Annotated in this window: 19 protein-coding genes and 1 pseudogene; 2 read left to right on the top strand and 18 right to left on the bottom strand. The window is 41.2% G+C overall.

The window, feature by feature from the left end:
* Nucleotides 1–21: 21 nt before the first annotated feature.
* The 12 genes and pseudogenes from BM102_RS06745 to nifJ all read right to left on the bottom strand — a co-directional run bounded on the left by BM102_RS06745 (nucleotide 22) and on the right by nifJ (nucleotide 12500).
* Nucleotides 22–825, bottom strand: coding sequence for a metal ABC transporter permease (locus BM102_RS06745; protein WP_049960413.1), 804 nt, complete (start codon nucleotides 823–825; stop codon nucleotides 22–24).
* Nucleotides 818–1579, bottom strand: a complete 762-nt coding sequence (locus BM102_RS06740; RefSeq protein ID WP_090480300.1) for a metal ABC transporter ATP-binding protein — start codon at nucleotides 1577–1579, stop codon at nucleotides 818–820. Before BM102_RS06740 ends, BM102_RS06745 begins: the two co-directional genes overlap by 8 nt.
* Before the next feature lie 15 nt (nucleotides 1580–1594).
* Complete coding sequence (locus tag BM102_RS06735; protein WP_090480298.1) at nucleotides 1595–2566, bottom strand: metal ABC transporter substrate-binding protein; 972 nt, start codon at nucleotides 2564–2566, stop codon at nucleotides 1595–1597.
* Nucleotides 2566–3186 (bottom strand): ribosome biogenesis GTP-binding protein YihA/YsxC, encoded by a 621-nt coding sequence (gene yihA / locus BM102_RS06730; RefSeq protein ID WP_044938258.1) that lies wholly within the window; start codon nucleotides 3184–3186, stop codon nucleotides 2566–2568. The genes BM102_RS06735 and yihA overlap by 1 nt, the downstream gene beginning before the upstream one ends.
* Entirely contained in the window at nucleotides 3186–4472 is a 1287-nt protein-coding gene (gene clpX / locus BM102_RS06725; protein WP_090480295.1) for an ATP-dependent Clp protease ATP-binding subunit ClpX, read from the bottom strand. Before clpX ends, yihA begins: the two co-directional genes overlap by 1 nt.
* A 46-nt stretch (nucleotides 4473–4518) precedes the next feature.
* Nucleotides 4519–5103, bottom strand: a complete 585-nt coding sequence (clpP, locus tag BM102_RS06720) for an ATP-dependent Clp endopeptidase proteolytic subunit ClpP (protein WP_044938266.1) — start codon at nucleotides 5101–5103, stop codon at nucleotides 4519–4521.
* Nucleotides 5104–5353: 250 nt separating this feature from the next.
* Nucleotides 5354–6676 (bottom strand): annotated as a pseudogene (tig, locus tag BM102_RS06715) (trigger factor); the annotation flags it as partial.
* Between the two features lie 91 nt (nucleotides 6677–6767).
* Nucleotides 6768–7214, bottom strand: coding sequence for a ribose 5-phosphate isomerase B (gene rpiB / locus BM102_RS06710; protein ID WP_044938270.1), 447 nt, complete (start codon nucleotides 7212–7214; stop codon nucleotides 6768–6770).
* 2 nt (nucleotides 7215–7216) lie between these two features.
* Entirely contained in the window at nucleotides 7217–7771 is a 555-nt protein-coding gene (locus BM102_RS06705; RefSeq protein ID WP_090480477.1) for a YqeG family HAD IIIA-type phosphatase, read from the bottom strand.
* Between the two features lie 58 nt (nucleotides 7772–7829).
* A complete protein-coding gene (locus BM102_RS06700; RefSeq protein WP_044938273.1) occupies nucleotides 7830–8219 on the bottom strand; it encodes a hypothetical protein in 390 nt (129 codons plus the stop codon).
* An 80-nt stretch (nucleotides 8220–8299) separates the two neighbouring features.
* Nucleotides 8300–8752 carry a transcriptional regulator NrdR gene (gene nrdR, locus BM102_RS06695; RefSeq protein ID WP_033154531.1) on the bottom strand — a complete coding sequence of 151 codons (453 nt, stop codon included), beginning with the start codon at nucleotides 8750–8752 and terminating at the stop codon, nucleotides 8300–8302.
* Between the two features lie 214 nt (nucleotides 8753–8966).
* Nucleotides 8967–12500 (bottom strand): pyruvate:ferredoxin (flavodoxin) oxidoreductase, encoded by a 3534-nt coding sequence (gene nifJ / locus BM102_RS06690; protein ID WP_090480292.1) that lies wholly within the window; start codon nucleotides 12498–12500, stop codon nucleotides 8967–8969.
* 346 nt (nucleotides 12501–12846) lie between these two features.
* On the opposite strand from nifJ, the gene guaB reads away from it, so the two are divergent.
* A complete protein-coding gene (gene guaB / locus BM102_RS06685) occupies nucleotides 12847–14304 on the top strand; it encodes an IMP dehydrogenase (RefSeq protein WP_090480289.1) in 1458 nt (485 codons plus the stop codon).
* 151 nt (nucleotides 14305–14455) lie between these two features.
* On the opposite strand, the gene BM102_RS06680 is transcribed toward guaB, so the two are convergent.
* From BM102_RS06680 to BM102_RS06660, 5 genes are all read right to left on the bottom strand, one after another.
* Nucleotides 14456–15970 carry a sodium/proline symporter gene (locus tag BM102_RS06680; protein WP_090480286.1) on the bottom strand — a complete coding sequence of 505 codons (1515 nt, stop codon included), beginning with the start codon at nucleotides 15968–15970 and terminating at the stop codon, nucleotides 14456–14458.
* 11 nt (nucleotides 15971–15981) lie between these two features.
* Entirely contained in the window at nucleotides 15982–16734 is a 753-nt protein-coding gene (locus BM102_RS06675) for an amino acid ABC transporter ATP-binding protein (protein ID WP_044938284.1), read from the bottom strand.
* A gap of 12 nt (nucleotides 16735–16746) precedes the next feature.
* Nucleotides 16747–17403 carry an amino acid ABC transporter permease gene (locus tag BM102_RS06670; RefSeq protein ID WP_090480283.1) on the bottom strand — a complete coding sequence of 219 codons (657 nt, stop codon included), beginning with the start codon at nucleotides 17401–17403 and terminating at the stop codon, nucleotides 16747–16749.
* Nucleotides 17404–17433: 30 nt separating this feature from the next.
* Nucleotides 17434–18276: a transporter substrate-binding domain-containing protein gene (locus tag BM102_RS06665; protein WP_090394634.1), complete on the bottom strand. Its 843-nt coding sequence runs from the start codon at nucleotides 18274–18276 to the stop codon at nucleotides 17434–17436.
* An 88-nt stretch (nucleotides 18277–18364) separates the two neighbouring features.
* Nucleotides 18365–19648 (bottom strand): aminotransferase-like domain-containing protein, encoded by a 1284-nt coding sequence (locus tag BM102_RS06660; protein WP_090480281.1) that lies wholly within the window; start codon nucleotides 19646–19648, stop codon nucleotides 18365–18367.
* Nucleotides 19649–19772: 124 nt separating this feature from the next.
* Here BM102_RS06660 and BM102_RS06655 point away from each other — a divergent pair, with 124 nt between their 5' ends.
* Complete coding sequence (locus BM102_RS06655; RefSeq protein ID WP_090480278.1) at nucleotides 19773–20351, top strand: ECF transporter S component; 579 nt, start codon at nucleotides 19773–19775, stop codon at nucleotides 20349–20351.
* A 106-nt stretch (nucleotides 20352–20457) separates the two neighbouring features.
* Here the strand turns inward: BM102_RS06655 and aspS are convergent, their stop codons facing one another.
* Complete coding sequence (gene aspS, locus BM102_RS06650; RefSeq protein ID WP_090480275.1) at nucleotides 20458–22221, bottom strand: aspartate--tRNA ligase; 1764 nt, start codon at nucleotides 22219–22221, stop codon at nucleotides 20458–20460.
* Between the last annotated feature and the right edge of the window lie 94 nt (nucleotides 22222–22315).

Genomic DNA, 22315 nt, shown 5'->3' with positions numbered 1-22315 from the left:
CACCGAAAAGTCATAAAGAAATTATCTATCTTTTCCATATATGTATGTTGCAAAGTAAATCACACTGGCGATGATTACAATCATTGGGCCTGTAGCCATATCTGTGAAGTATGATACAAACAAGCCTGCCACACCAGAGAAAATACTGAATATCATTGAAAGGTATGTATACTCTCTGAAGTTTTCAGAGATATTTCTGCTGCTAGCTGCTGGAAGTATCAGCAGTGCATTAATAAGTAGAATACCAACCCACTTGATAGAAAGCATTACAAGAAGTGCTATAAGCACTGCAAATGCATCTTCCATTACTCGCACTGAAATGCTACGGCTCTTTGCAAGGGTAGCATGAATACTGATTGCAGTAAGTCTGTTGATGCTGATGCACCAAAAAACAAGAATCACTACAAATAATACAATCAGCTGGATGATTTCCGCTGAGGTAATGGATAAGATATCACCTACCAATATAGCTGAATAATTTGCAAAGCTTCCGCCTCTTGATAAAATAGCAAGACCAAGGGCTGTGGCACAGCTTGCGAATACTGATATCAATGTATCTGATGAGCTAAGGCCCTTTCTGCTGATGTAATTAAGAAGCAATGCAAAGCAGATTCCAAATATAATCATGGAAACTGTAGTGTTGGCTATGCCCATAATAACACCTGCAGCAATACCTGTAAGTGCTGAATGGCCAAGTGCATCACTGAAATATGCCATGCGCTTTTGCACTATCATGGTGCCTACCATTCCAAACAACGGAGAAATCAAAAGGATTGCGATTGTCGCTCTTACCATGAAGGCGTATGAAAACATTTCATTAAACATTTGCATTCACCTCCACTTCTCCTGCGGCACCCTTGCCAAAAACATGCTTAAAAGCATCTGTCTCAAAAACCTGCTTTGGCTTGCCCGCTGCTGTAACAGTCTTGTCTATAAGAATGACGTTATCTGCATACTTATATACATAGTCTAAATCATGGCTTACAAGGATGATTGCTAAATCATGAGTTTCTTTTAAATATCTCATCTTTTCATAGAAAGCATCCATACCATTTTTATCAATGCCTGACACCGGCTCATCCAATAATAGTAAGTTTGGAGTATCATGCACAGCCATAGCAAGAAGCACTCGCTGAAGCTGTCCACCTGAAAGTGTACCTACAGGCTGATCGATAAGCTCAGCCACATCAAACTCTGCCAACGCTTCCTTTACATGGTCGTGCTCTTTTTTGTTTCTGAAAAGAATAGGGAGCTTGCCGGTGAAACTTTGAAACATATCATATACAGATAATGGTGTAGTCCTATCGATGTTAACTGTCTGTGGAACATAGCCTATTTTAAGCCCCTGCATATTGTTGTTCATTTTATTTTTAAATTGAATTTCACCTGTATAAGGAACTTCACCTAGTATTGCTCGGATTAAAGTTGATTTTCCAGCACCATTCCTTCCGATAATAGCTGACATTTGACCACAATGCACATGTAGATTTATATTATCTAAAACCTGCTGATCACCAAAAGCAACACCTAGATTTATGAACTTTATACAGTGGAAACCACATGGAATAATTTTCTTCATATTTTTCCTTATATACTACAAACTATTCTTTATTACAGCGTAGTTTTTATTTAATACAGTGATATAATCCAAGCCACTATAATCGCCATGAACTAATGTCTCAAGATAAACTACCTTAGCATCTGTCTGCTCTGTAATAAGCTCACCCATGGCATGGCCATAATCGTATTCTGCAAATACAACCTGCACATTATTTTCATTGATTGCATTTATGAAGTCACTGACCTCACCAGCACTTACCTGGCGTTCTTCATCAAGGTCCATTGTAGCTACTATATTGGCTCCAAGAGACTGAGCTGTATAAGCAAAAGCTTCATGAAGCACTGCAACATTAGCACCAGAAAGAGTCTCATCCAGGCCCTGGTTGTCAATTTGGGAATCCATCACGCTGATAAATGTGTCAGCATTTGAAGCATAAACGCTAGCATTGCTTGAGTCCAAAGCTGCTAATCCATCTGCAATAGCCTGCACCTGACCAGCGTAGATTTCTTCGCTCATCCAAATGTGGCTATTGGTGCCTTCATCATGATGATGCTCTTCCGAAGTACCATGGCTATGGTCTTCTTCCTCTTCTTCAGCTTCCTCCTCGATGATAACTGGATAATGCTCCTCTACTGCCTCGAATGTATCAATAATAGGAAGGTCTGGATAAGCCTCAACAACATCCTCCAAATATCCTTCCATGCCACCGCCATTTACAATAAGAACATCTGCTTTCGAAAGATTCTTCATATCCTCTGTGGTGAGGGTGTAATCGTGAAGGCAACCTGTGGTAGGCTGAGAAAGATTCTGCACTGTAACTCCATCTGCATCACCAACCACATTGATAGTAGCAAGATATACAGGATTACAGCTGGTCATTACAAGAAGTTCAGAATCATCACTTTGCTTGTTATTTAGTTTTACATAAAAAAATGTGCCACCCAGCAGCACCACACTAATAGAGATGAGCAGTAGTAGCACAAATAAATATTTGCTTTTCTTCATTAATCGAGATCCTCTACATCAGTGAGACTTGCTTCGTTTTCAATGACCTGATCTAAGAAATCCTGGATTGTATCAAGTCCTTGCTTTGTCTGTGATGAAAATGGAACAATTATTGTATCTTTGTCAGCTCCAAGCCCCTCTCTAAGAATTTTAATCTGCTTATCTAGCTGACTACGTTTGATTTTATCTGCCTTTGTAGCAATGACGATTGGATCGTAGCCTACATAGGCCATCCATTCGAACATCTGCTTATCGTTTGCCGATGGTGTGTGTCTGATATCCACCAAAAGGAACACAGCACGAATCATATCTGATGTGTTCAGATAGGTCTCTATCATCTTGCCCCATCTCTCACGCTCCTTTTCAGAAGCCTTAGCAAAACCATAGCCCGGCAAGTCCACTACGTAAATTTCGTCATTGATATTGTAGAAATTTATGGTCTGTGTCTTTCCAGGCTGAGCTGACACTCTGGCAAGTGATTTGCGGTTCATTACCGCATTTATAAGTGACGACTTCCCTACATTTGACTTGCCAGCGAATGCTACCTCAGGTAAATCATTCTTTGGAAGTGTGGATGTAGGGCCGCACACTGTTTCAAGATTGCATGATCTGATAACCATTATGCACTCTTTTCCTTTTTATCCTCGATTGAAACAACGCTTGCTTCTGCATCTTTGTCGATAAGGAGAAGGTTATTATCAACCATTTCTTTGTTTACTGTGATTTCTGTGATTGACTCATCAGATGGTACATGATACATGTAGTCCATCATAACGCTTTCAACGATTGCGCGAAGTCCTCTAGCACCAGTCTTTCTTTCGATTGACTTCTTTGCGATTTCGCGAAGTGCCTCGTCCTCGAATTCAAGCTTAACGCCATCCATCTTGAACAATGCCTGGTACTGCTTTGTAAGAGAGTTCTTTGGCTCTCTAAGGATACGAACCATATCGTCCTCTGTAAGCTCATTTAAGGATACATTGATTGGCACACGTCCGATGAACTCAGGAATAAGACCAAACTTAATGAAATCCTGTGGAAGAGCCTGCTGAAGAAGCTCGTCTACCTTCTGATTGTTTTTATCCTTAACATCTGCGCCAAAACCAATCTGGCTAACATCTGTACGCTGAGAAATAATTTTATCTAAGCCTTCAAATGCACCACCGCAGATGAAGAGGATGTTCTTTGTATCGATAGCAATTGTCTCCTGCTGAGGATGCTTACGTCCACCCTGAGGAGGAACATTTGCAACAGTACCCTCGATAATCTTAAGAAGTGCCTGCTGAACACCTTCACCAGAAACATCACGTGTGATTGATACGTTTTCTGATTTCTTTGTAATCTTATCAATCTCATCAATATAAACGATACCGATTTCTGCTTTCTTTACATCAAAATCAGCAGCCTGAATAAGCTTTAAAAGAATGTTTTCAACATCCTCACCAACATATCCAGCCTCTGTAAGTGTTGTTGCATCTGCAATCGCAAATGGAACACCAAGTACACGTGCTAATGTCTGCGCCAAAAGAGTCTTTCCTGAACCTGTAGGTCCAAGCATAAGAACGTTACTCTTCTGAAGCTCAACATCGATGTCATCTGGATTAGCCATGATGCGCTTGTAATGATTGTATACCGCTACAGAAAGAACCTTCTTTGCCTCGTCCTGACCAATAACATACTGATCAAGAAAAGCCTTCATGTCCTCTGGCTTCTGAAGATTGATTTCGATTGAATCAGTCTCAGGAGCTGGACCGAAGTCGTCTAACTCTTCTACGATAATTTCCTGGCAGATATCTACGCACTCGTCACAGATAAATGCACCATTTGGTCCTGCAATAAGCTTGCGAACCTGATTTTGTGTCTTTCCGCAGAAAGAACAACGAACTCTATCATCGTTTCTTGCCATAATTACCTCTTTAAACTCTAACTACCCCTACTAACTATATATCGGTGAATTAGTTCTTCTTTGTAATAATCTCATCAATAAGACCATAATCAAGTGCTTCCTGAGCATCAAGCCAATGATCACGCTCTGTATCAGCACAAACCTGCTCGTATGGCTTTCCTGTGTTTTCAGCAAGCATACGGTTGAGCTTTTCTCTAGTCTTTAAGATGTTCTTTGCAGCGATTTCGATTTCAGTAGCCTGTCCTTTAGCTCCGCCAAGTGGCTGGTGAATCATAACCTCTGAATTTGGAAGTGCAAAACGCTTGCCCTTCTGTCCACCTGCAAGAAGGAATGCGCCCATAGAAGCAGCCATACCGATGCAGATTGTAGATACATCACACTTGATGTACTGCATTGTGTCGTAAATAGCCATACCAGCTGTAACGCTACCGCCTGGGCTATTGATGTAAAGATGAATATCCTTGCTAGGATCCTCTGACTCAAGGAAAAGAAGCTGAGCAACTGTAAGAGATGCTGTAGTTTCGTTGACCTCCTCACCTAAAAATACGATACGATCCTTTAAAAGACGTGAATAAATATCATAAGAACGCTCTCCACGAGAATTCTGTTCAATGACATAAGGAATTGTAGCCATTTTTGTCCTCCTTCGAATATAAACCTAGCCCGAGCGTATGCTCAGGCTAGTGTATTAACTTCCTAGATGTTTTTCAACACAAGGATATTATATATGTTTTTAAATCTAATGTCTTTGATTTTACAAAATTTTAATACTTTTATAAGATGTCAGACACTAATTATTCTGCGTCATCAGCCTTCTTTGTTGTCTTCTTTGTAGTAGTCTTCTTAGCTGTTGTCTTCTTTGCTGGCTTCTCCTCAGCTGCATCTGCCTCAGCATCATCAGCCTTCTTTGTAGCCTTCTTTCTAGCAGATTCCTTAACGTTGTCCATGATAAGCTCGATTGCCTTTTCGATAGCAATATCCTTCTTCATAGACTCCTTCTCAGACTCGCCAACAAGGTTCTTGATCTGATCAAGCTCCATGCCGTACTGCTTAGACATTTCCTCAAGCTTAGCATCAACGTCAGCATCAGCTACTTCGATGTTTTCTGCCTTTGCAATTGCCTCAAGTACAAGTGAAGACTGTGTACGTGAAAGTGCATCTGGGCGAACCTGCTCACGGAATGAATCCATTGTCATACCTGTGAACTGCATGTACTGCTGAAGTGAAAGACCCTGCTGTGCCATGTTGTTAGCGAAGTCGTTGATCATGTTTTCTACCTGATAGTCAAGCATTGCATCAGGGATTTCCATCTCTGAATCCTCAACGATCTTTGCGATAGCTTCGTCTTCCTGTGCACGACGGCCTTCTGCCTTCTTATTGTTCTCAAGACGTTCCTTAACAGAAGCCTTGTACTCTTCTACTGTTTCGAACTCTGTAGTATCTGCTACATACTCGTCATCAAGCTTAGGGATATCCTTACCCTTTACTTCGTGGATGTGGCACTTAAATACTGCTGGCTTACCTGCAAGATCCTCTGCCTGATAGTTCTCAGGGAATGTAACCTCAACGTCTACATCCTCACCAGCCTTGTGGCCGATAAGCTGATCTTCGAAACCAGGGATGAATGAACCTGAACCAAGCTCAAGGTCATAATTCTCGCCCTTACCACCTTCGAATGCAACACCATCGATGAAGCCTTCGAAATCGATAACAGCTGTGTCACCCTTAGCAGCCTTGCCTGTCTTTGTAACTGTACGAGCAGCTCTCTCAAGCTCTGCCTTAATTGTGTTGTTAACTTCTGTAGCTGTAACCTTTGAATCGATCTTTGTTACAGATACACCCTTGTACTTACCAAGCTTAACTTCTGGCTTTACAGCAACTTCTGCTGTGTAGATGAAGTCCTTGCCCTTTTCGAGCTGAGTAATATCAATCTTTGGCTGAGATACGATATCAAGCTTTGACTCGTCATAAGCCTGTGGATATGTATCCTGCATAATAATATTAGCAGCGTCCTCATAGAAAATCTCTGCACCATACATCTTTTCAACCATGTTCTGTGGTACCTTTCCCTTACGGAAACCAGGAACAGAGATGCTGTTTTTCTGCTTATTATATGCCTTTGTAATAGCCTTTTCTAACTCAGCTGCATCAACTGTGATAGTGAGCTTTGCCATGTTCTTTTCAAGATTTTCTACCTGTACGTTCATTTATTAATATTCCTCCTCTAACATATATATAGGTAGACTATAAAGTCTTTTATGTACGTTATACTACGCAGACTGACAAATTATATCAGACTTAAGCCTCATTTTCAATAGCTGTTATCATATCAATTCTTGTCTGATGTCTTCCGCCGCCTTCGAATTCTGCCTCTAAGAAGCTTTTAACGATATCCTTTGCAAGCTCGCTTCCAACGATTCTAGCGCCAAAAGCAATCATGTTTGCATTGTTGTGCTGACGGATAAGACGAGCTGTTGTAGTCTCTGAACAAACGCCGCAACGAATGCCTTTGATTTTGTTGGCTGCAAGTGAAATACCAACACCTGTACCGCAGATAAGAACTCCCAAGTCAACCTCTCCTGAAGCAACCATGCGAGCGGCCTTTGCACCGTACTCTGGATAATGACAGCTTTCGTTTGAATCTGTTCCTATATTAATAACCTCATGTCCAAGGCTTTCAATATATTCCTTTACCTCTTTTTTTAAATCTACAGCTGCATGATCATTTGCAATTACGATTTTCATTTTTATTCTCCTTTTGAACTTTTAGTAGGTACTTTATTTATGTCTGTTCCATATAATTTATAAATCTTATAACCAATAAGAATGATGGCTTCCAAAAATCTTTTAAAGATAATCTGGATTTCTTCGTGCCATTTTTTAACTGGCTGAACCATTACTGAACGAATGCCTGCACGATTAGCGCCCCACACATCTGTGAGAATCTGATCTCCTACGAAGATTGTGCTTGTAACATCTGTGCCCATCTGCTCCATAGCCTTTTTATAGCCAGCTGTGCCTGGCTTGCCTGCCTTATAAATGTAAGTACAGTATTCTACTGCCTCTTTAAAGGTCTTTACTCTTGGTTCTTTGTTATTAGATAGAAGCAACGCCTGAAAGCCTATTTCATGAAGTTCCTTAAATAAAGCTTTTGCTCTATCATCCGCTGGCGCGTTGTGCGGAACAAGTGTATTGTCCACATCAAAAATAACTCCACGATATCCTTCTTCGTATAATTTAACAAAGTCGATATCGTATGTGCTTTTAATATAGTCTTTTGGATATAAATTTCTTTTACTCATAGGCTCGATTTTAGCACAATAAAAAGAGCACATCAATTGATGTGCTCATAAAATGCTATTATAATGAGAAATTTTCCGTTCCTCTGACTGGTGTAGTCTCTGAAGTTGATGTAGCTTTATTAGCTACGAAATACTGATATCGATGAATTGCTGAATCCTTTTCCATGTCGCTGACTGCCTTTTCAACATCAAGTGATTTGATATCGCTATCTGATCCCTTCATATCGTATACAGTGCCTGGCTTGTACTGAGTAGCAAAGTCGTAAGAACCAAATGTCTGATTGCTTCTAGCGGCTGCAATGTCCTCTTCAGTAACTGAGGCTGATGAAGACTCCTCGGGAATGTCTGTAACAGTTTCTTCAACAGACATTGAACTAAGTTCAGGCCTTATTCTTATGGAATTTTGATCATAAAACCCAATCGATGGGCGAATTCCTGAAATGTTCATTAAAAATAACTCTCCATATTTGCTTACATATCTTATATCGGCCAGATAAGCAAATACTTAACCCCTTCTACAAAATGAGTTTATTTATCTAATACCCTCTTTAACTCATCCATGAATGTATCAACATCCTTAAACTCACGGTAAACTGATGCGAAACGCACATAAGCAACAGGATCAACCGTCTCAAGATGTTCCATAACAATCTCTCCGATTTTTGTGCTAGGAATCTCTTTTTCTTCTAATGAAAAGATTTCTGTTTCGATTTCGTCTACTACTTTTGAAATCTGAGCTGCAGCAACAGGACGCTTACGGCATGCAATAAGTACGCCTTTTTCAATCTTGGTTCTGTCGTATGGCTCGCGGTTATTATCCTTTTTAATAACGATCAAAGGAATTGTTTCTACCTTTTCGTATGTTGTAAAACGCTTGCCACACTCTGGACATGAACGTCTACGTCTGATTGATGTGTTGTCATCTGCAGGTCTTGAGTCAATTACGCTAGTATCATTACTACCACAAAAAGGACACTTCATAAAACCCTCCCTAAAAATCCTAGTCTACGGCTCGCACAGTTACACTCACAAGCATAATTATACTCCGCTCGACAACACGTCTCGCTTGAGTATAACAATAGCTTGTTAGTTACTGTGCTACCTCTACACAATATATAGTTATATTTTATCAAACACCGTTAAAGAACGCAACAAAAAACCCCGCACATTTATGTGCGGGGTAAAAAGTTAAATCTTATGAGTAAAGATCTACTAACTTCTTAAGGTGAGCGTAACGCTCCTTAGCTGTCTCCTCGTTGAGTGCGAAGAGCTTCTCAGCACGCTCTGGGAATGCCTTTGTAAGACGAGAGTAACGTGTCTCGTTTGCAAGGAAGTCCTGATACTTGCTGTAGTCACCTTCCTTAGAAGTAAGAGTGAATGGATTCTTTCCTTCCTTCTTAAGGTCTGGGTTGAATGAGAAGAGGTTCCAGTAACCAGCCTCTACAGCCTTCTTCATCTCATCCTGGCAGTGGTTCATACCACCCTTAACACCGTGAAGCTCACATGGAGCATATCCGATGATAAGTGAAGGTCCGTTGTAAGCTTCTGCCTCAGCAAGGACCTTAACAGCCTGAGCCATGTTAGCACCAAGAGCGATCTGTGCTACATATACATAGCCGTATGACATAGCGATCTCAGAAAGAGACTTCTTAGACATCTCCTTACCTGATGCAGCGAACTGGCAAACTTCACCGATGTTAGAAGCCTTAGAAGCCTGTCCACCTGTGTTAGAGTACATCTCTGTATCGAATACCATAACGTTAACGTTCTCACCAGAAGCAAGTACGTGATCAAGACCGCCGAATCCGATATCGTATGCCCAACCGTCACCACCGAAGATCCATACAGACTTCTTAGCGAGGTAATCCTTAAGAGCAAGTGCTGCCTTAGCGTCCTCAGAACCGTTCTTCTCGAGCTCAGCTACGAGTACGTCTGTTGCTGCACCGTTCTCACGTGTGCTGTTGATTGTCTCTTCGAACTTAGCAAATGCTGCCTTAAGCTCTGCAGAACCAGCCTCAGCTGCCTTCTTAGCAGACTCGATAGCGCGCTCGCGGAGGTACTTCTGTCCTACTTCCATACCCATACCATGCTGAGCGTTGTCCTCGAAGAGTGAGTTACACCATGCTGGACCCTTCTTAGAATCCTTGTTTACTGTGAATGGTGATGTAGCTGCAGGACCACCCCAAATTGAAGAACATCCTGTAGCGTTTGAAATATACATATGCTCACCAAAGAGCTGTGTAATAAGTCTAGCGTATGAAGTCTCTGCACAACCTGCACATGATCCTGAGAACTCAAGGAGTGGCTGGTTGAACTGTGAGCCCTTAACTGTAAGGTCAGAACCTGCTGCTTCCTTACGTCCAACATTAGCTACTAAGTAGTTGAATACTGGCTGCTCGTCTGCTTCTTCTGCCTGTGGAACCATTGTGATAGCACCAACTGGACATACAGTTGTACACTCACCACATCCCATACAGTCAAGTGGAGATACAGACATTGTGTACTTAAGCTCAGAAGCCTTTGGCTTTGTATCAGCAAGCTTGATGTTTGCTGGAGCTGCCTTAACCTCGTCCTCTGTAAGAAGGAATGGACGGATTGTAGCATGTGAACATACGAATGCACACTGGTTACACTGGATACACTTTGTCTCATCCCATGTAGGAACTGTTACTGCTGTACCACGCTTCTCATATGCAGAAGCACCAAGCTCGAACTGTCCGTTAGGGTTGCCAACGAATGCAGAAACTGGAAGTGAATCACCATCCATCTTAGAGATAGGCTCAAGGAGATTCTTAACCATCTTAACGAGCTCTGGACGACCCTCAAGCTCAGCCTTAGGAGCGTCTGGAGTAGGGTTCTTCCATGAATCTGGAACATTTACCTTATGTACAGCGTCAACACCAGCATCGATAGCGTTGTAGTTCATCTGAACAACATCGTCACCCTTCTTGCCGTATGACTTCTTAGCAGCTGCCTTCATGTACTCAACAGCCTGGTCGATAGGCATTACATCAGCAAGCTTGAAGAAAGCTGACTGAAGGATTGTGTTTGTACGCTTACCCATACCGATTTCGATAGCCTTGTCGATAGCGTTGATTGTGTAAAGCTGGATGTTGTTGTCAGCGATGTACTTCTTTGCCTCAGCGTTAAGGTGCTGCTCGAGCTCCTCATCTGACCACTGGCAGTTAATCATGAATACTCCGCCTGGCTTAACGTCCTGAACCATCTTCATGCCCTGTGTAACGTATGCTGGGTTGTGGCAAGCAACGAAGTCAGCCTGGTTGATATAGTATGGAGACTTGATTGGGTTGTCACCAAATCTCAAGTGAGAAATTGTAACACCACCAGTCTTCTTTGAATCATACTGGAAGTATGCCTGGATGTACTTATCTGTGTGGTCACCGATGATCTTTGTAGAGTTCTTGTTAGCACCTACAGTACCATCACCACCAAGACCCCAGAACTTGCACTCCTTTGTACCAGGAGCTGATGTAATAGGAGCTGGCTTAACCTCTGGAAGTGAAAGGTTAGTAACATCATCTACGATACCGATTGTAAATCTAGCCTTTGGAGCATCCTTCTCGAGTTCCTTGTATACAGCGAATACTGATGAAGGTGGAGTATCCTTTGATCCAAGACCATATCTACCACCACAAATTGTAATGTCGTTAAGACCTGCTTCACGAAGTGTTGTAGCAACATCAAGGTAAAGTGGATCTGCAAGAGCACCTGGCTCCTTTGTTCTATCAAGGATAGCAATCTTCTTAACTGTCTTAGGAAGTGCTGAAAGGAATGCCTCTGAAGACCATGGTCTGTAAAGACGTACCTTAAGTACACCAACCTTCTCTCCGTGTGCGTTTAAGTAATCGATAACTTCTTCTGCAACGTCGTTGATAGAACCCATAGCGATGATGATTCTGTCAGCGTCAGCAGCACCATAGTAGTTGAAAAGCTTGTAATCTGTACCAAGCTTTGCATTAACCTTGTCCATGTACTTCTGAACAACTGCTGGGAAGTTATCATAAGCTGTGTTGCAAGCTTCTCTATGCTGGAAGAAAACGTCACCGTTTTCGTGTGAACCACGCATTGTAGGATGCTCTGGATTAAGTGCGCGAGCTCTGAACTCGTTGATAGCATCCATGTTAACCATCTCTTTAAGATCTGCATAATCCCACTTTTCGATCTTCTGGATTTCGTGTGATGTACGGAAACCATCAAAGAAGTTAAGTACTGGAACATGTCCCTCAATAGCTGCAAGGTGAGCTACTGGAGCAAGATCCATAACTTCCTGTGGATTTGTCTCGCATAACATAGCGAAACCTGTCTGACGACAAGCGTAAACATCGGAATGATCACCAAAGATGTTAAGTGACTGTGTAGCAACTGTACGAGCTGATACATCGAATACACAAGGAAGCTGCTCTGCAGCGATCTTGTACATATTAGGGATCATAAGAAGAAGACCCTGTGAAGCTGTGAATGTAGTTGTGAGTGCACCTGCACCAAGTGAACCGTGAACGGCACCTGCGGCACCTGCCTCAGACTCCATCTCTACAACCTTTACTTGATTTCCAAAAATGTTTTCAAGGCCTGCTGCTGACCACTGATCAACAAAGTCGGCCATTGGGCTGGATGGTGTGATAGGGTAAATAGCAGCGACGTCTGTAAACGCATAAGCAACGTGTGCTGCAGCCTGGTTACCATCCATAGACTGTTTTGCTCTTGGCATTTTTAAATCCTCCTTATTATATAGGACATTTTATAGTTACTAGGATTGGAGAAAATAACACCGGCCCCAACCCCACAATGTCGTAATTTTATGATAGAACTAATGAAAAATTTTTTCAACAGAACAAGGTATCATTTCTGTTTATTTTAGAGTACAAAATTGTAAAATCTTTTTGTTTTTATCCTCACAGGCGGACATTTGTCTTTCATAGAGTTACATGTCAAAAAAACTTTCTTCCAATAGCAAAAAATCAGCATATTTATTCAAATAATTTTATTGACTAACGGAACTTTGTTAAATATAATTTTAAAAAATTTATGTTCATTAAAGAAAGAGAGGTTGTTTTATGGCATCGATTATTGGTGATGGCATTACTTTCGACGACGTCTTACTGGTTCCTCAGTATTCGGAAGTAACTCCAAATCTTATTGATCTTCACACTAACTTAACTAAAAAAATTAAACTCAACATTCCTATGATGAGTGCTGCTATGGATACTGTTACAGAATCCCGCATGGCAATCGCTATGGCACGTCAGGGTGGTATCGGTATCATCCATAAGAATATGTCTATCGAAGCTCAGGCTGAAGAAGTAGACAGAGTTAAGCGTTCTGAGAACGGCGTTATCACTGACCCATTCTTCTTAGGACCAGACAACACACTTGCTGAAGCAAACGAACTTATGGGTAAGTTCAGAATCTCCGGTGTACCTATCACAAAGGAAGACGGCACACTTATCGGTATCATCACCAATCGTGACCTTAAATTCGAAACTGACTTTTCTAAAAAAATTAGCGAATCAATGACCTCAGAAGGTCTTATCACTGCAAAGGAAGGTATCTCTTTAGAAGAGGCAAAGGAAATTCTTGCAAAGTCTCGTAAAGAAAAGCTTCCTATCGTAGACGAAAACTTCAAACTCAAGGGACTTATCACAATTAAAGATATTGAGAAGCAGATTAAATATCCAAACGCTGCAAAGGATGACCAGGGTCGTCTTCTCTGTGGTGCTGGTGTTGGAATCACTGGAAATATGATGGAACGTGTTGAAGCCTTAGTTAACGCTCAGGTTGACGTTATCGTTATGGATTCAGCTCACGGTCACTCAAAGAATATTATCGATGCTGTAAAGAAAGTTAAGGCTGCTTATCCTGATCTTCAGGTTATCGCAGGAAATATTGCTACTGGCGATGCTACTCGCGCTCTTATTGAGGCTGGTGCAGATGCTGTTAAGGTTGGTATTGGACCTGGTTCTATCTGTACAACACGTGTTGTTGCAGGTATTGGTGTTCCACAGATTTCTGCAATCATGGAATGCTACGAAGTTGCTAAGGAATACGGCATTCCACTTATCGCTGATGGTGGTATCAAGTACTCAGGTGATATGACAAAGGCTCTTGCAGCTGGTGGTTCAGTATGTATGATGGGTTCAATGTTTGCAGGATGTGATGAAGCTCCTGGTTCATTCGAGCTCTTCCAGGGTCGTAAGTACAAGGTATACCGTGGTATGGGTTCTCTTGCAGCTATGGAAAACGGTTCAAAGGATCGTTACTTCCAGGAAGGTGCAAAGAAGCTTGTTCCTGAAGGAGTTGAAGGACGTGTTGCTTACAAGGGAAGCCTTGAAGACGTTATCTTCCAGCTCATCGGTGGTATCCGTTCAGGTATGGGTTACTGTGGTTGCCCTACTATCCCAGAGCTTCAGGAGCGTGGAAAATTCGTTAAGATTTCTGCTGCTTCACTTAAGGAATCTCATCCACATGATATTCACATCACAAAAGAAGCACCTAACTATTCAGTTGAAGGCTAATTAAAGTATTACAAAAGCCCCCAGTTACGGCTACAAGCCTGATGAATTCTACGCTCGGCGACATGCCTCGCTTTAGAATTATCAGAGCTTGATGCCTACTAGGGGCTTTCTTAGTTTCTGTATGATTTTCTACTTCGTATTTAGTCGTGCATTACGATACGGAATTGAACTCATCCACGATTTCCTGTTCTGGAGCTGGTGTAAGCAAGCTTACAACTACGCAAAGCACAAGGGCTACAATGAAGCCTGGAAGCAATTCGTAAATTCCGAATACACCGCCAAGTGGTTTGATAAGGAACTTCCAAACAAATATCATTACTCCACCGCCAATCATTCCTGCGATGGCGCCATATCTATTTGCTCTCTTCCAAAACAATGCTAAAAGCATTATTGGTCCAAAGGCTGCACCAAATCCTGCCCATGCAAATGAAACAATTCCAAATACAGAGCTGTTAGGGTCTCTAGCAATTACAACGCCGATGGCTGCAATGATGATAAGTACTACTCTAGCCATTACCATCTGCATGTGCTCGGAAAGTTCGATTCCAAAAGTCTCATGCAAAATGTTTTCTGAAACTGATGAAGATGCTGCAAGCATCTGTGAATCACAGGTAGACATTGTACATGCCAAAATTCCTGCTAAGATAACACCTGCTAAAAGTGATGCTAAAAATCCATGCTCAGCTAATGTCTGTGCAATGATAACAATCGCTCTCTCTGAATCTTCAAGCTCTGGAAGGGCACCTGCGTGCACCATTGTTCTAGTCATAACACCAATAAAGATTGCTACACCCATTGCGATGAATACCCAAACAGTAGAAATTCGACGGCTAAGCTTAATCTTTTCTGGATCTTCGATCGCCATAAATCTAAGAAGGATATGTGGCATTCCAAAATATCCCAATCCCCATGCCATAGTAGAAATGATTGTAATCAATCCACCATAAGACACACGGCTGCTTGCTTCAAAATCATGTGTAGCAAGAAGGCTGATGTAACCATCCAATGATAATGAATAATCCTGAACAGTAGCCACTCCTCCTACAGTTGATAAACCAAAACAAACAACTGCAATAAGAGCTATTGTCATAATGATTGACTGAATAAAGTCTGTAACTGATGCTGCTGTAAATCCACCAGTAGCTGTGTATCCAATAATTACTGCCGCTGATACAAGCATTGCGATTGTGTAATCAAGCCCAAACAATGATGAGAAAAGCTTGCCGCATGCAGCAAATCCCGAACCTACATAAGGTACAAAGAATACTACAATGATAAGTGATGATGCCACCATTAAGATGTGGCTTTTATCTCTGAATCTGTGTTCAAAGAAATCCGGTATTGTAACCGAATTGTTTTTCTCAGAATATTTGCGAAGTCTTTTTGCAACAATTAACCAGTTAACATATGTTCCAATTCCAAGGCCAAGCGCTGTCCAGAACACATCACAAATACCTGACGCATAAGCGATTCCAGGAAGACCCATCAAAAGCCATGAGGACATATCTGATGCTTCAGCACTCATTGCTGTAACAAAAGGTCCAAGCTTTCTACCACCTAAATAATAATCGCCAATAGTCTGATTGTCCTTTGCAAAAGTGGCACCCATAATAAGCAATGCCGCAAGGTACACTACAATTGCAATAACTATTCCTAGTGTTGCCATTTTATTCTCCTCTACTTAAGATAATTTGATAAGAACTGTCTAGTTCTTTCCTCCCCTGGATTGTCGATAACCTGAGCCGGTGTACCCTGCTCAGCTATCACTCCGCCATCCATGAAAATAATTTCATCTGATACTTCTCTGGCAAACCCGATTTCGTGCGTAACGATAATCATGGTTGTGTGATTGTCTGCAAGCTCTCTGATAACCTTTAGTACTTCCCCTGTAAGCTCTGGGTCAAGAGCTGATGTAGGTTCGTCAAAGCAAAGGATGTCAGGTTTGAGTGCAAGGGCACGTGCTATTGCCACTCGTTGCTGCTGACCGCCAGATAACTGGTGCGGATAGTTATCCATTCTATCCGAAAGTCCCATTTTATTCAAAAGAATTTTTCCCTCTTCCAAAATTTCAGCCTGACTTTTGCCATTGTTTTCAAGCTTTGGAGCCAAAATAACATTTTCCAGCGCTGTATACTGAGGGAACAGATTGAACTGCTGGAATACCATTCCGAAGTGCAATCTCTTTTCTCTTAAATTCTCATTTTTTCCTGGTTTATTGTTGCCATCAAAAAGAAGATTTCCATTAACAGTAATTGTTCCTGAATCTGGAGTTTCAAGGAAGTTTAAGCATCTAAGTAAGGTTGTCTTACCACTTCCAGAGCTTCCAAGAATAGAAAGGGTCTGCCCCTTTTCCATATCAAAGCTAATGCCCTTTAGGATTTCTTCTCTATCAAAGCTTTTTCTAATATCTTTAACTTCTAATATCGCCATAGTTCACATCCATTATTTAAAGTAGTCTAATTTCTTCTCTATGTAGCCAAAAAGTAATGTAAGCAATCCGCTGAATATCAAATAGAATACGCCAGTGTAGAAAAGTGGCCAAATGATTCCCGCACTCTTTATAAATCTCTCGCCTTCCCAAATAATTTCATAAAATGCGATAACTCTGGCAAGAGATGTATCCTTTACAAGGGTGATAACTTCGTTTGAGATAGGTGGAACAATTCTCTTTACTACCTGAAGAAGAATGATTCTAAAGAAAGTTTGCTGTCTTGTAAGTCCAAGCACCGCGGCAGCTTCATATTGTCCCTTTGGAATAGATTGGATTCCTCCACGGAAGATTTCACTGAAATAGCATGCATAATTGATTACAAAGGCAACAAGCGCCGCTGTGAATCTGCCTGAATCCCCTGAACCCCACAAATTTACACCAAAGAATATGCCAGGGCCGTAAAAAATAATCAGCAGCTGTAACATAAGCGGAGTACCTCGAACCACCCATATGATAAATCTTATAGGTATTCTCACTACAGAGGTCCTGCTCATGGAACCAAAGCTAATTATCAGCCCCAGTGGTAAAGAGAATAATAAAGTTAGTGAAAAAAGCTTTAGGGTTCCGAAGAACCCCTCTAAAAGCGATATTGTAACCGTTGAAAACATGTTGTTAATAATCCTTTTTATTATTTTCGATTACTGCTCTACAACGGCATCCTGTACACCGTATGTTTCAGCAATTTCTGTCATTGTGCCATCTGCATAGAGAGCCTTGAACTGGTCGTTAATATATGCAGCTAAGTCAGAACCCTTTCTGCAACCAACGCCATATTCCTCTGTTGTAAGCTCTACAGTGTGTGTAAGGTCAGGATAGCTTGTTCCCTCGCCAACCATTGCACCTGCCATAAGAAGATCGATGATGCAAGCATCAGATGTGCCAGCAGCAACTTCCATAACTGCATCTGCCTGAGATTTTACAGCTACATAATCGAAGCCATTGTCTGTAGCAGCTGCCTCGCCTGCAGAACCTGACTCAACAGCAAAGCTAAGTTCCTTTGCTTCATCTACAGATGTTACAGCATCAGCCTTGTCAGCATTTACAACTATAACCTGAGCGTTATTGCAATATGCATTTGTTGTCTCCATAGCATTGGTAACCTCTGGAGTAAGTGTCATACCATTCCATACAACATCAATTGATTTGTTCTCAAGCTCAAGGATTTTGTTATCCCAATCGATTTCTACAAACTCTACATCTACGCCAAGACTATCAGCTACTGCCTTTGCCATATCAGCATCAAAGCCAATCCAATCACCATTATCGTCCTTGTAATCCATAGGAGCAAAATCTGTGATACCAACGATAAGCTTACCCTTCTCCTGAATGTAAGCTACATCGCTTTCAGCTGACTCAGTTGATTCAGTTGCTTCTGCTGTATCAGATGTATTCTCTGTTTGGCTTGTCTGGTCCGCTCCACATGCAACAAACCCCATAGCCATTGTTAATGTCATAATAGTAGCCAATAATCTCTTCTTCATATAATCCGCCTCCTAAAATTATGTTCAACGCACTTTAGTGTGATAAATCGCTAAACTATCTTATACTTTAGTACATTATCACACTAAACTATTTTTGTAAACTATCATTTAATTTCTGGATAGCGTTATAAATATTTTCAGACTCAATTTTACTGCAGGAAATCAACATCGTTGCAGCATTTTCAGAGGCTTCCAGTATATTGACTGCAACTTGTGAATCTTCTATTCGGGCAAGAATATTGTCTCCTTTAAGTTTCACTGCCAATTCCATTCCACTTTCCCCCATAATAATTTCTGCATTATCAGAGAAATGTTTTTGGAGTGCTTCATACATTAGATTTCTTTTATCATCGTATAGACGTTTTATCTTTTTAATATGTCTATCCAGATGCCCGTCTCTTAAAAACTGAGTCAATGCAATCTGTTCAGCTTTAGAAGCCGTCTGGTTATACAATCCTCTAAGCTGTAAGTATTCTTTTCTGGCTTTTTTAGGAAGAATCAAAAAACTTATTCTTACGCTAGGCAGTAATACTCTTGAAAAAGATCCTAAGAAAGCAACATTCTCGCCACCAGTCATAGCATAAAGACTAGGCGTAGGTTTGCTAGAATAAACGAATTCATTTTGATAATCATCCTCTATAAGTAGGTGGTTGTTTTTTGTTACATGCTCCGCCAGCTCTCTACGTCGTTTCATAGGCATTACATCGCCCCATTTTGTCATATAGGATGGGGTTACATAAATAACATGACTATCTTTATCTCTAAAATTGACAGCGAAACCTGCGCTTTTAAACAGAATAGCTCCATCCATAAAATCCTTTGTTGGAAAAGATATAGTTTTTTCCCCAGGGATCAGAGGAATCAGAATCTGTAAAAGGTTTTGGAAGCCAGCTCCAATCACAACATCATCTGCGCTACATATAATATTTCTATTCTTTCTGACATAGGCAGCTATCTCCTGACGTAAATCGTACTCACCTTGATTATCCGCATAGGAAAGAAGTCTATCCTCCTGCCTTAGAGCAGATTTCATATATCTCCTCCATAGATTCAGGCAGGATACGGTTTTGTCCTCTCCTATAGTGGCTAAATCATATTCATAAAGCTTAGCACCAGGTTTTACAACCTGCTCATCTTGCTTCTCTAATGCATTATTGTTTTCCAACATATCAGAAACAAAATAGCCCACCTTTTCAACAGAATAAATATATCCGTCGGCGGCCAGCTGTAAAAACCCGGTCTCAATAGAAGTACGACTAACACCAAGAATCTTTTCTGAAGTCCTTATAGACGGCATTTTATCGCCAGGTTTTAAGGCTCCCTCTTTCATTTGATTAATGTAATATTCACATACCTTTTCGTATACTTTCATATCTGTCCCCTAAAAAATAGTTATTTTTGCGTATTTTTGTGATGTCAGTTTGGTGATATTATAGCTCCAACATAACAAATGAGAAAGTACTTTTTCACAGGATTAATATAATGGGAGGACAAACATGAGTAACACAGCAACAAAAACAACCGAAAACACTTCAGAGCGTACACGCACTTTAATAACAGCCGCATTATTTGCTGCTCTTACATGTGTGGGTACAATGATTATAAAAATCCCAACGCCTACCATGGGATACATTCATCCAGGCGATGGATTCGTATTGCTATCAGGTCTTCTGTTGGGACCAATATGGGGAACTCTTGCAGCCGGAATCGGCTCTGCATTATCAGATTTAATTGGAGGCTATTTTGTTTATGTACCAGCCACCTTTATTATAAAAGCTTTAACAGCCTTGACTGCCTATCTGGTTTTTAAATTGCTAAGGAAGGTGTTTTCTACAAAAACAGAATTGCCCCAATTAATTGTAAGTGGAATAATCGGGGAACTTGTTATGGTATTTGGTTATTTTATATTTGAAATTTTTATGCTTGCAATAGCAAACGGAACGGATTTGCAAGCTGGTGTAATCGCCTCACTGGCTGGCATCATACCAAACCTTATCCAAGCTCTATTTGGCGTGATAATCTGTACAATATTCTATCCAGTAATAAATAAAATAAATAATTCTCAGAATAAATAAGCCCCCAGTAGGACACAAGCTCTATCATTTCTCAAATGAGACATTCCGTCGAATTGAGAAATCGATAGGCTTGTAGCCGTAACTGGGGGCTTTTGTATTGTATAGATTAATCTTCTTTAGGCATTACGATTGCGATGTGTACATCGTCAAGCTGCTTCTGATCTACAGTAGCAGGTGCATCCATCATAATATCCTGTGCATTCTTATTCATTGGGAATGGAATGATTTCACGGATAGATTCCTCACCAGCGATAAGCATAATCATACGATCAACACCAGGAGCAATTCCTCCGTGTGGTGGTGCACCATAAGTAAATGCGTTGTACATAGCAGGGAACTTAGCCTTAACATCTTCCTCACCAAGACCAACAAGCTTGAATGCTTCAATCATGATTTCTGGATCATGGTTTCTGATAGCACCTGAAGAAAGCTCTACACCGTTACATACTAAATCGTACTGGTATGCAAGGATATCAAGTGGCTCCTGTGTCTGAAGAGCTTCCTTGCCACCCTGTGGCATTGAGAATGGGTTGTGGCAGAACTCAAGCTCTCCTGACTCCTCGCCGATTTCGTACATTGGGAAATCAACAATCCAGCAGAACTCGTATGTATCCTTCTTCATGTGACCCTCAGCAGCTGCGCCGAGAAGCTTTCTGAATACACCAGCTGTCTTCTGAGCTGTAAGAAGGTTTCCTGCAGCAAGACCAACGAAATCACCAGGCTTAAGACCAAGCTTATCAATAACAGCCTGCTTTCTCTCCTGAAGGAACTTTGCGATACCACCAACAAGCTCTCCGTTTTCATCGAGCTTGAACCAGTATGTCTTCTGAGCTGTAGCAACCTCTACCTCAGCTATCATAGCATCAATCTGCTTACGTGTAGCTGAAAGATTGTCAACAACGATAGCCTTAACAACATTGCCCTCGAATGGACCAAATCCACAATCTGCCATAACATCTGTAGCATCCTGAAGAACAAGGTCGATACGAAGATCTGGCTTATCTGAACCGTACTTATCCATAGCCTCAAGGTATGGGATACGAACGAATGGAGCTGTTGAAGCGCTCTTGTATACACCGTACTTAGCAAAGATTGGAGGAAGTACATCCTCTACTACTGCGAATACGTCTTCCTGAGAAGCAAATGCCATCTCCATATCGAGCTGGTAGAACTCTCCTGGAGAACGGTCTGCACGAGCATCCTCATCACGGAAGCATGGTGCAATCTGGAAATATCTATCGAAACCAGATGCCATAAGGATCTGCTTAAACTGCTGTGGTGCCTGTGGAAGTGCATAGAACTTGCCAGGGTGATTACGTGCTGGAACAAGGTAATCACGTGCTCCCTCAGGTGATGAGCATGTAAGGATTGGAGTTGTAATCTCCAAGAAATCGTGAGCGATCATTGCGCTACGAAGCTCTGCAACGATTTTGCTACGAAGAATAATCTTACTCTTAACCTCTGGGTTACGAAGATCAAGATAACGATACTTAAGACGTGTATTTTCATCAGCTTCCTTTGAACGGTTAATCTCGAATGGAAGCTCATTGTGGTCACACTTACCAAGAACTTTTATATCTGTAGGAACAACCTCAATCTCGCCAGTAGGGAGCTCTGTGTTCTTTGAAGAACGCTCACGAACAGTACCTGTTACAGAGATTGTAGACTCCTTGTTTACAGAATCGATGATAGCCATCATGTCTTCTGTCTCTACTACTACCTGTGTAGTGCCGTAAAAATCACGAAGAATAAGGAAACCAAGATTCTTCGAAACCTTTCTAATGTTTTCAAACCAACCAACTAAAGTAACTTCTTTTCCTGCATCTGCAAGGCGAAGCTCGTTACAGTTGTGTGTACGTGACTGAGTCATTGTGTATCTCCTCTTCTAAATTTGACATAACTAAAGGCCGTCAGTACACTGACAGCCTTTTAATAATACATCAGAATAACTATAAATTCAACTA

Origin of the sequence: Pseudobutyrivibrio sp. JW11 (genome assembly GCF_900115355.1) — a bacterium.
GTDB lineage: Bacteria > Bacillota > Clostridia > Lachnospirales > Lachnospiraceae > Pseudobutyrivibrio > Pseudobutyrivibrio ruminis.
The sequence above is the reverse complement of the archived record's forward strand: the minus strand, read 5'-3'. Positions and strand labels throughout refer to the sequence as shown.

Excerpts from the sequence above, each read along its gene's own strand:
- BM102_RS06745 (WP_049960413.1), bottom strand. The coding sequence starts at position 825 with ATGTTTAATGAAATGTTTTCATACGCCTTCATGGTAAGAGCGACAATC.
- BM102_RS06740 (WP_090480300.1), bottom strand. The coding sequence starts at position 1,579 with ATGAAGAAAATTATTCCATGTGGTTTCCACTGTATAAAGTTCATAAAT.
- BM102_RS06735 (WP_090480298.1), bottom strand. The coding sequence starts at position 2,566 with ATGAAGAAAAGCAAATATTTATTTGTGCTACTACTGCTCATCTCTATT.
- yihA (WP_044938258.1), bottom strand. The coding sequence starts at position 3,186 with ATGGTTATCAGATCATGCAATCTTGAAACAGTGTGCGGCCCTACATCC.
- clpP (WP_044938266.1), bottom strand. The coding sequence starts at position 5,103 with ATGGCTACAATTCCTTATGTCATTGAACAGAATTCTCGTGGAGAGCGT.
- rpiB (WP_044938270.1), bottom strand. The coding sequence starts at position 7,214 with ATGAAAATCGTAATTGCAAATGATCATGCAGCTGTAGATTTAAAAAAA.
- BM102_RS06705 (WP_090480477.1), bottom strand. The coding sequence starts at position 7,771 with ATGAGTAAAAGAAATTTATATCCAAAAGACTATATTAAAAGCACATAC.
- BM102_RS06700 (WP_044938273.1), bottom strand. The coding sequence starts at position 8,219 with ATGAACATTTCAGGAATTCGCCCATCGATTGGGTTTTATGATCAAAAT.
- nrdR (WP_033154531.1), bottom strand. The coding sequence starts at position 8,752 with ATGAAGTGTCCTTTTTGTGGTAGTAATGATACTAGCGTAATTGACTCA.
- nifJ (WP_090480292.1), bottom strand. The coding sequence starts at position 12,500 with ATGCCAAGAGCAAAACAGTCTATGGATGGTAACCAGGCTGCAGCACAC.
- guaB (WP_090480289.1), top strand. The coding sequence starts at position 12,847 with ATGGCATCGATTATTGGTGATGGCATTACTTTCGACGACGTCTTACTG.
- BM102_RS06680 (WP_090480286.1), bottom strand. The coding sequence starts at position 15,970 with ATGGCAACACTAGGAATAGTTATTGCAATTGTAGTGTACCTTGCGGCA.
- BM102_RS06675 (WP_044938284.1), bottom strand. The coding sequence starts at position 16,734 with ATGGCGATATTAGAAGTTAAAGATATTAGAAAAAGCTTTGATAGAGAA.
- BM102_RS06670 (WP_090480283.1), bottom strand. The coding sequence starts at position 17,403 with ATGTTTTCAACGGTTACAATATCGCTTTTAGAGGGGTTCTTCGGAACC.
- BM102_RS06665 (WP_090394634.1), bottom strand. The coding sequence starts at position 18,276 with ATGAAGAAGAGATTATTGGCTACTATTATGACATTAACAATGGCTATG.
- BM102_RS06660 (WP_090480281.1), bottom strand. The coding sequence starts at position 19,648 with ATGAAAGTATACGAAAAGGTATGTGAATATTACATTAATCAAATGAAA.
- BM102_RS06655 (WP_090480278.1), top strand. The coding sequence starts at position 19,773 with ATGAGTAACACAGCAACAAAAACAACCGAAAACACTTCAGAGCGTACA.
- aspS (WP_090480275.1), bottom strand. The coding sequence starts at position 22,221 with ATGACTCAGTCACGTACACACAACTGTAACGAGCTTCGCCTTGCAGAT.